General features: G+C 38.4%; 9 protein-coding genes and 1 pseudogene. 1 reads left to right on the forward strand and 9 read right to left on the reverse strand.

What is annotated here, in order from left to right; translation table 11 throughout:
* The 9 genes and pseudogenes from KSO91_RS14495 to fliS form a co-directional block, all read right to left on the reverse strand.
* Window positions 1-344, reverse strand: a pseudogene (locus KSO91_RS14495) (hypothetical protein); the annotation flags it as partial.
* A gap of 119 nt (window positions 345-463) precedes the next feature.
* The gene (gene pseI / locus KSO91_RS14500) at window positions 464-1546 is read right to left on the reverse strand and encodes a pseudaminic acid synthase (RefSeq protein ID WP_238743750.1); all 1083 of its coding nucleotides are present in this window, start codon (window positions 1544-1546) and stop codon (window positions 464-466) included.
* A complete protein-coding gene (locus KSO91_RS14505; RefSeq protein WP_238743751.1) occupies window positions 1546-2190 on the reverse strand; it encodes a UDP-glucuronic acid dehydrogenase in 645 nt (214 codons plus the stop codon). Before KSO91_RS14505 ends, pseI begins: the two co-directional genes overlap by 1 nt.
* 3 nt (window positions 2191-2193) lie before the next feature.
* Entirely contained in the window at window positions 2194-3306 is a 1113-nt protein-coding gene (pseG, locus tag KSO91_RS14510) for a UDP-2,4-diacetamido-2,4,6-trideoxy-beta-L-altropyranose hydrolase (RefSeq protein ID WP_238743752.1), read from the reverse strand.
* Window positions 3296-3973, reverse strand: coding sequence for a pseudaminic acid cytidylyltransferase (gene pseF, locus KSO91_RS14515; RefSeq protein ID WP_238743753.1), 678 nt, complete (start codon window positions 3971-3973; stop codon window positions 3296-3298). The genes pseG and pseF overlap by 11 nt, the downstream gene beginning before the upstream one ends.
* Entirely contained in the window at window positions 3970-5127 is a 1158-nt protein-coding gene (gene pseC / locus KSO91_RS14520; protein WP_238743754.1) for a UDP-4-amino-4,6-dideoxy-N-acetyl-beta-L-altrosamine transaminase, read from the reverse strand. The genes pseF and pseC overlap by 4 nt, the downstream gene beginning before the upstream one ends.
* Window positions 5128-5131: 4 nt before the next feature.
* Complete coding sequence (gene pseB, locus KSO91_RS14525; RefSeq protein WP_238743755.1) at window positions 5132-6127, reverse strand: UDP-N-acetylglucosamine 4,6-dehydratase (inverting); 996 nt, start codon at window positions 6125-6127, stop codon at window positions 5132-5134.
* 46 nt (window positions 6128-6173) lie between these two features.
* Complete coding sequence (locus tag KSO91_RS14530) at window positions 6174-6476, reverse strand: hypothetical protein (protein ID WP_238743756.1); 303 nt, start codon at window positions 6474-6476, stop codon at window positions 6174-6176.
* A gap of 109 nt (window positions 6477-6585) precedes the next feature.
* Window positions 6586-6981, reverse strand: coding sequence for a flagellar export chaperone FliS (gene fliS, locus KSO91_RS14535; RefSeq protein ID WP_238743757.1), 396 nt, complete (start codon window positions 6979-6981; stop codon window positions 6586-6588).
* Window positions 6982-7318: 337 nt separating this feature from the next.
* Between fliS and KSO91_RS14540 the strand changes: the two genes are divergently transcribed.
* On the forward strand, window positions 7319-8764 hold the full coding sequence (locus KSO91_RS14540; RefSeq protein ID WP_238743758.1) for a sigma-54 dependent transcriptional regulator: 1446 nt from the start codon (window positions 7319-7321) through the stop codon (window positions 8762-8764).
* Window positions 8765-9077: the final 313 nt, after the last annotated feature.

Here is a 9077-nt window from a genome sequence, read left to right on the forward strand (position 1 = left end):
CAATTTAAGCCTTTGTTATATATTGAAAAGTAAAATTCTTGATCATTTTCGACGATATCCGATTGCAGTGCATGGTTGTTTTTATAGTAATTATTTAGGGCTTCATCAGTAAAAACTGGGTTGAGAAATATCATCTGGCAGGTTTTACACTTTACATAGGTTCCGCCTTCTTTTGAAAAAATGTTGCTATAGCTAGCACTTTTGCAAACGGGACAATCTCGCTTTTCTACAAATTTAGTAGCAAACAATCCAGTGTTTTGATCAATATATTTATTATGATTATTAATACTAGCTTGGTACAAAACGCTTCTTTTCGCGTGAATTTCCTTGACTGTTTTATCCATATTAATTGCCTCACCTGTAAAATATAAACAGAAATTTTTGTTTATTCATCGTTAATGTAAATATCCCTTCAGAGGGGGAAAGGATGCCAATATTTTTTATGACTCGGTTTTCTGATAAATTAAGTCGACTTATCGATATTTTTTTCAGTATCTGTTTGAATCATATCCCATTTTATTGCTGTGCCATGTTCGAGTTCATAACAAGCCTTCTTGCCAATTAAATAACCATAATGCTTTGGTGGCAAACCAAAACCGGGTCGAATACTTCTGATATTTTCTGCAGTAAACTTTTCTCCAGCCATTATTTTTTTAACAACATAAAGTGAGCGTCGAAACTTAGTGTTATCTTTCTCAGAATCGGTACGCTGATAATTTACCTTACCAAGTGCTTGCCACGCAGTTTTACTGTCTTTACATAATGCGGCTAATTCGTGAGGCTCTATCGAGAAGCTATCATCGACTCCTCCACCCAATCGGTCTAAAGTCACATGTTTTTCTATTAGACACGCTCCCATTGCAACAGAGGCAATGGCTGTGGCGTTATCAATGGTATGATCAGATAAGCCTGAAAGAACATCAAACCTAGAAGATATATCCGCGATGGTTCTTAAATTATATTGCTCTGCAGGAGTCGGATAACCACTAACACAATGCAACACAATGAGTTCTTTACAACCATTCTCCCTCGCGGTATCAACTGCTTCTTGAATTTCCTCTGTATTTGCCATACCGGTAGACATGATCATTGGCTTACCGGTTTTCGCGACCCGTGCAATTAATGGCAAGTCGATTAATTCAAAAGAGGCTATTTTGTATGCGGGGGCATCTAACTCTTCTAATAGATCTACAGCAGTAGAGTCAAATGGTGAGCTAAAAATAGTGATGTTTAACTCTTTTGCTTTCTCGAATAATGGTTTATGCCATTCCCAGGGCGTATGTGCTCCTTTATATAATTGATATAAGCTTTGGCCGTCCCATAATCCTCCATGAATTTGAAATTCTTCAGAATCACAATCTATGGTAATAGTTTGATGGGTATAGGTCTGTAGCTTTATTGCATCCGCCCCTGCTTTTTTCGCCTCTTCTATAATTTTAAATGCACGATTAATATCACCATTATGATTTGCGGATAATTCAGCAATAATATACGGAGAGTAGTCAGGCCCTATCTTGCGATTATTTATTTCGATATATGCATCCATTATTTTTGCCTCTCTATAATTATTTTATATTTTTTACCGTTCAAAGTGAAAAAGGCAGGAAAACGTTCAGGATCACTTACTCGTAACAAATTGAATTGTTTTGATATTGTTTTATTTGGATCAATTTCGCTATCGAGTGGTGTTCTTTTTCGACAGTAATTACTTTCTGCTGAATCCTGTTTTTTGGGTTTACATATATCTACATTTTCGCAAGCCCAAGTAATTAATTCAATTTCTGCGCTAAATAGCAGATGATTAATTTCATCATATAATTCTGTGCCTTGTAGTTGTAACTTCTTTTTTTTCCAAATATCACCAGTATCTACGCTATCACCAGCATTTAATAGGGAAAGGGTTAACTCGTTTTTTCCATTCACAATGTCCCATATATGCGGGCTCCAGCCTCGACCTTTAGGTAAATCACTTGCATGTAAAACGAGGGTGTACCTAAATAGATCCCGCGTCTGTTTGTTAACAATTTCAGAACATGAAACGAGAAAAAGAATATCACCACATTTTTTTATATCTTTGGCGCTTTCAAGCAGTTGAATATCGTATATGTCTTTGTATTCAGAGCACCACTTTTTTAAATAGTGGTAAACTGGGTGAAAAGAGTTAGTACATAAGAGCGTCACTTTCATCATAAATTATTTTCTTTTGTTAAAGTTTATGAGCGATTTTTCAATTTTGGCAACGACCCGTTGGACTCCAAGCCCATCACAAATCTGTAAATTAACTCGGTGATAATCAGGCCAATTATTTATTAATGTTTGATAAGCAGCAATGCACTTTGATGGTATATCGTCTAAATCTATTCGAATAACAGCATTTACCGATTCCAGATTTTGACTGATTGTTTTTTGGTTTTCAGCAAGGGGCACGATAATACTTGGAATTCCTAAACAAGCTCTTTCCCATGAGGTGGAGCCAGGAGCGCCAATAGCTAGCGTATGTTGTGACATTATTGCAGCCATATTTTCGACAAAGTTTATATGGGTTACCCAGTTTTCATTTTGCTTACTGAATTCTCTAACTGCTTCATAATGTGGCGCTTGGGAATTTAGTAAAACCGTTATTTTAGGCTTAGGATTTACACCATTTGCGAATGATTTTAGTACCGCAAGAGTTGCATTCGGCTGATCTACTCCTCCCATACTGAGTAGCACTTTATGGCTGTCTATTATCTTTTCTGTCGCTATCGATTTTTTTCTATATTCATGAAAAAGAGGATTTATAATCGCATACTGACTGCCAGCCAGAATGACTGCATCACTGCAATCTATTGAGTATGCACTTTTATCTCGTAAGAATGTCTGATCGAGTATTAAATCCGCATTGTGCTTACGGGCTAAATCATCAATAACAAATAGCTTACATTTTAAATTTTTTGTGATCTCTTTTTCCCATTTATGTCCAATACCGTAATGATCAACCACGATCAAATCAGCACTCGCAATGCACTCAATCAAGTTTTTGGCATCCTGCTGCCAAGTAACCTGTAACCAAGCTTGGTAGTCGGAATTATGAGATGGTTTTAGCCAGACTTTAGGTTGCAGTAATTCGTGGACAATGAAGCCCTTATGGCGAATATAATCAATCATATCTCCTTGCTGCGGTCGTGAAGCAAAGGCAACGTGAAATCCTTGTTCTTTTAATGATTCAGCGAGAACAAGACATCTCATGATATGTCCACTGCCAATATAAATGGAAGCATCTGCGCGAATGATTACTTGCGTTGTATTGCTTTTATTAAACTGCAAATAAGGCCTCGGCTAACTCCCAGTCTTCAGGGGTATCAATATCCAGCGCTCTTATTCTTGGAAGTAGCACCACCTTGGAGTGTTCTGAGAAAATTGCTTTGCCTTCTCTAAATGCTTTTGCTTTTCCCCAATAGAACTGTCCAGCGTCATGAAAAGCTTCCTGTAAATCTTGCGAGCGGGTATTAGCATACTCGGGATAGAACATGCTCACTGCCCCTTGTTCATCTAAAGTAATAGCGCGCTGAATAGGAAAAGCGAAAGAAGTTGCGCTGAATACATACTCAAGATTCTCAGCTTCTAGTAATTTGAGGCCTTTTTGAAGTGACTCTGGAGTTATAAATGGGGCCGTAGCGTAAATACAGCAAGCTAATTCAATATCCCAATTTAGCTTTTCACAGCTGCTCAACGCGTGTTGGATTACATCAATTGTCGTCGCATAATCATCTGCAATATTTGCTGGGCGTACAAATGGTACCTCTGCGCCATATTGTAATGCGACGTTGGCAATTTCCTGATCATCAGTTGAAACTATAATCTTATCAAAGCAGCCAGACTGTTTAGCGGCTTCGATAGAATATGCAATAATTGGCTTCCCAAGGAATAGCTTGATGTTTTTACGAAGGATGCGTTTACTGCCACCTCTCGCCGGGATAATAGCAATATTCATAGCAGCACCTTTTTAAGTGTGTCGATAATATGATTTTGTTCAACTTGAGATAGCATCGGATAAAGAGGGATGCTGATTGCCTGGGAGTAGTAGGATTCAGAATTAGGAAAATTGCCAAGGTGGAATCCAAGTGCTTGGTAATAAGGCTGCATATGTACAGGTATATAGTGCAGATTAACACCAATTCCGGCTTCTCTTAACGCATTAAATATTTGTTGATGGCTTGACGCTATTTTATGAAGGTCTAATTGAATAATATAAAGGTGCCAAGATGATTTTGTTTCTGTTAATTGCTTAGGTAAAAAAAGGGGTAAATCAGCGAGTGCTTTATTGTAATATTCAGCTCGCTGCTGACGACGTGCAACAAACTCATCTAAGCGCTGTAATTGGCTGATACCAAGTGCTGCTTGTAAATCTGTCATGCGGTAATTAAAGCCTAAATCTATCTGTTGATAATACCAAGCGCCATGAGACGGCTCTGTCATTAACTTTTCATCTCTAGTTATACCGTGGCTGCGAAATAGATTCATTTTACTCGCCAGTGTTGGATTATTGGTGGTCGCAACACCACCTTCAGCAGTCGTTATGATTTTTACCGGATGAAAGCTAAAGACTGTGATATCACTATACAGACAATTACCGATGGGTTGATTTCGATAGTAACCGCCAATGGCATGCGAGGCATCTTCAATAATAGAAAAACCATATTCCAAGCTAAGCTGATGGATTTCCTGCATAGCACAAGATTGTCCCGCAAGGTGAACAGGGATCACAACCTTAGGTAAGCAGTTATCTTTTTTGGCTTTAATTAATTTTTGTTCAAGCTGTATTGGACATAGGTTATAGGTATCGGCATCAATGTCCACAAAATCGATGCTTGCACCGCAGTACAAAGCACAGTTGGCTGAAGCGACAAAAGTATTCGGGGTGGTCCACACAATATCCCCTTTGCCGACACCCAGTGCAAGACAGGCAATATGCAGTGCGGATGTTGCCGAATTGACGGCCACTGAATATTGCGCATTGCAGCGGATACTGAGTGCTTGCTCAAAAAGGACCACTTGAGGACCTTGCGTCAAAAAGTCTGATTGTAATACTTTAATAACAGCATCAATATCTTGTTGATTAATTTCTTGTTTACCGTAGGGAATCATAGCGTTAAATTAGCTTATCAAATTCAATTATTTGTTGCGCACTAAGAAAGTGAGGGTTATTACCAGAATGGTATTCATAACCTTGTTCAACTTGGCTTCCTATTTCTCCAATAACGTTATGTGTGTAATCACTTTCACATTCAAAAAAGCGAATGCTTGGTCTTAATACAAAATGGTCTTCAAATTCGAGTGTTAAATGTGATTCATCTGATGGGCACATTATCTCATGCACTTTTTCACCTGGGCGAATACCTATGATTTTCACTGGTAATTGTGGTGCGTAAGCCTGCGCAAGATCAATTATTTTTATTGATGGAATTTTAGGGACAAATATTTCGCCACCGTGCATGCGCTCGAAGTTTTTTAAAACAAAATCAACGCCTTGTTGCAGGGTAATCCAAAAACGCGTCATTTCGCTATGAGTAATTGGGATATGATCACACCCCTCGGAGATGATTTTTTTGAAAAAAGGCACCACACTGCCTCGAGAGCCTGCTACGTTGCCGTAACGCACGACTGAAAAAATAGTACTTTTAGAGCCGACTATATTATTTGCCGCAACAAAAAGTTTATCCGAGCAAAGTTTTGTTGCGCCATAAAGACTAATCGGATTGGCTGCTTTGTCAGTTGAAAGGGCGATTACTTTTTTTACCTTGTTATCCATGGCCGCCATAATGACATTCTCGGCCCCCATAATATTGGTTTTAATGCATTCCATTGGATTGTATTCAGCGGCGGGGACCTGTTTCATGGCGGCTGCGTGGATCACATAATCAACACCAGACATGGCTCGTTGAACACGCTCTGCATCGCGCACATCGCCGATAAAATAACGCATACAAGGGTCATTGAAAATCTGTTGCATTTCAAACTGTTTTAATTCGTCACGGGAAAAAATTATGATCTTTTTAGGTTTATAACGTTCAAGTAAGGTCTTAACATATTTTTTGCCAAATGAACCAGTGCCACCGGTAATCAATATTGATTGATTATTGAACATAACGTTTCTCGCTTTTGGAAATGGCTAATTAATTGTTTATTATGGCTTATTTATAAGCCTTTATTTTGCTTTTATTGCGTTTTTGCAGCAAGGACTGTTCTTTTAATTGCTTAAAATACTGTTTAGATTTATTTTGCAGTGTGGCAATGTTCGTTTCAAGAATTTTAAGTTGTTCTATAACTGTGTTTAATGTTTCAGCTGAGTTGCGATCTAATAACGTTTTAATTTTATCTGAAAAAATATCTTGCTGCTGTTGAAATAACTCATACTTTTCTTCATCAAGAAAAGTAGTCAGCTGTTGTTCAAGCTTAAACAGTTCGTCAAGTTGTTGCTCTATTTTAGTGTGCATTATTTTTACCATCTTATCGGTGAATATATTGGAGAAGATTATACTAACCTAGTCAGATTTCGTTTCAGCTATTTTTCAGCTATAGAGGCGCGTTTCTCTTTCGTTTGCACTATTTTTTGTATTGCTGGCGAATGTCCATGGGAATACCATCCCAACCAGATTTTATTTCGGAAATCAGCATGATAACTTCAGTTAATGGCGCACCGTCATTCTTCATATTGGCTTTGTTCACTTGGCTTATCATATAAGCGTACAAGTTATAAAGGTTTGTCGAGATTTCACCGCCTTTTTCCATATCTAAACTATTTTGTAATTCGCCAATTAGACCGATTACTTTACCGAGCATTTTATTTCTACTTTCAATATCTTTACGATCGATAGCTCCTTTTGCGGCGGCTAAGTTGCCTAGTATATGCTGCATTATCAGTGAGATTAGGGTATGCGGATCAGCTTGCTCCACATAGGCCATATTGTTGTTTTGATATTTTTTGATAGAACCGCGCATAACTAATTTTCCTTATTACTGCTTTAAATTAAACTCTGATTAGTTTACGTCTGCTATGAATAAATGCATCTTTTTTAAGAGCATTTTGCTTATTTGGACGTTTTATTTGGTTTATAAATAAATTTTATTGGGGTTTTACCCACTAAACTATTTTAAAGCAATATACATACCAGTTATCAATTTATACTGAAAACGAGATTATTGTTGATTATATGACCACCTCGCTATTATCCTTGCTGTCAGAATACGGTGATCGTCATGTTTTTGACATTTATAGTTCTCCATTTAGCAAATATGCGATAGACTCAACGGCGTCTAATTTTGGAAATGGATTTTTATGGAATCGCGCGCCCCAATTTACTTGGTTGACACCAGCCAAGTGCAATACGATACATTAGCAACTGTTTTACATTTTATTGGTGAGACCTGTAAAGCGATAACGGCAGTAGAGTTGTCAGCTAAAGTAAATGAACTCAGCCCATTATGTATTATTTCAGGAGCGGGCTCCCCCCCTGAACAATTTTTCAAAGAGTTTGCTAATACGCCTATTTTAACCTTATCTGGGCAAGTCGATAGTACTCAAAAAAACCATATAGGTGTATTAAGTTTACCTATCGTTCATGCTGAATTAACGCAATTACTGCATTACTGTCAATCGTTCTGTAATCCGGGTAAAAAACTGCACAAAGCCAGTAAATATTTGATGTCATCCTTGGTAGGACGCGGTTTACGTATACAGGAGATTCGCTATCTGGTTGAACAAGTTTCCGATAGTAATGCCAATGTACTTATTCTCGGCGAATCGGGCACTGGTAAAGAAGTGGTCGCTCGCGCTATTCATGAAATATCAAACCGCAAGAAAGGGCCTTTTGTGCCCATTAACTGTGGTGCTATTCCCTCTGAATTACTTGAAAGTGAACTGTTTGGCCATGAGAAAGGTGCATTTACTGGCGCTTTTTCTTCACGTAAAGGGCGTTTTGAGTTAGCGGCCGGGGGAACACTATTTTTAGATGAAATTGGCGATATGCCGATGCAGATGCAAGTCAAATTATTACGCGTTTTACAAGAACGCACTTTTGAGCGAGTGGGTGGAACAAAATCTTTACAGGCTGATGTGCGTATTGTTGCTGCTACTCACCGGGATCTGGAAAAGTTAATTAGTGAAGGTAAGTTTCGAGAAGATCTTTATTACCGCTTGAATGTCTTCCCCATTGAGAAACCACCACTGCGAGATCGCCAAGAAGATATCCCTCTATTACTGCAGGAGCTTTTATCACGCTTAGAGGTTGATCATAAAGCGACATTGCGTTTTACCCAGCGCTCACTTGATTCATTAATGCAGCATGAATGGCCGGGTAATGTACGTGAGTTGTCCAATCTACTCGAAAGATTGCTTATTTTACATGCCAATAAAATTATCGATCTTGGCGATCTGCCGCTTAAATATCGTCATATTGATGCGCAAGGTCTTTATGTTGAGCAAATTCAATATAGTCCAGAGCAAGAAGAGCTGGCTGAGCGAGATGCTCTTTGTGATATGTTTACGGGTGGGCCAACGACTTCAGACTCTGAATCATTTGATGAGTCGCTGGGGTTTCTAGGGCACCTTCCTGTCGATGGCATGAACCTTAAAGATAAAATAACCGAGTTTGAGATTGAGATGATCCGACAAGCATTAGAGAGTCAAGAGGGAGTTGTTTCTCATGCGGCGGATCTGTTATCGATGCGCCGTACCACGCTCGTTGAAAAAATGAAAAAATATGGCCTGAATAAAGACGGTTAAAGCTATTTTTATCATATAAGTATACTTTTTAGTAAGGAGTTAATCTCTTTGCTTTATTGATAAGCTTTAGCATGGTTTTGGGGCGCGGACTTTAGTCCGCTTTTTTTATTTATAAGTGGACTAAAGTTCACGCCCCAAGTTCTTTAAGTAAAATGCAAGATATGTTCTTTTTCTGAGTTAAGTACATAAGTAACCTCAATTCTGGATAAGCTAAACGATACAGTACCGTTATTTACGCGTATTTCTGCGTTAAATCATCTAGCAATAACCAGTTATTGCTGCGATGATTCGCCTTGAACTACGCAAAACTAAC

This window comes from Psychromonas antarctica, assembly GCF_022267535.1.
In the GTDB taxonomy this organism is placed as follows: domain Bacteria; phylum Pseudomonadota; class Gammaproteobacteria; order Enterobacterales; family Psychromonadaceae; genus Psychromonas; species Psychromonas antarctica.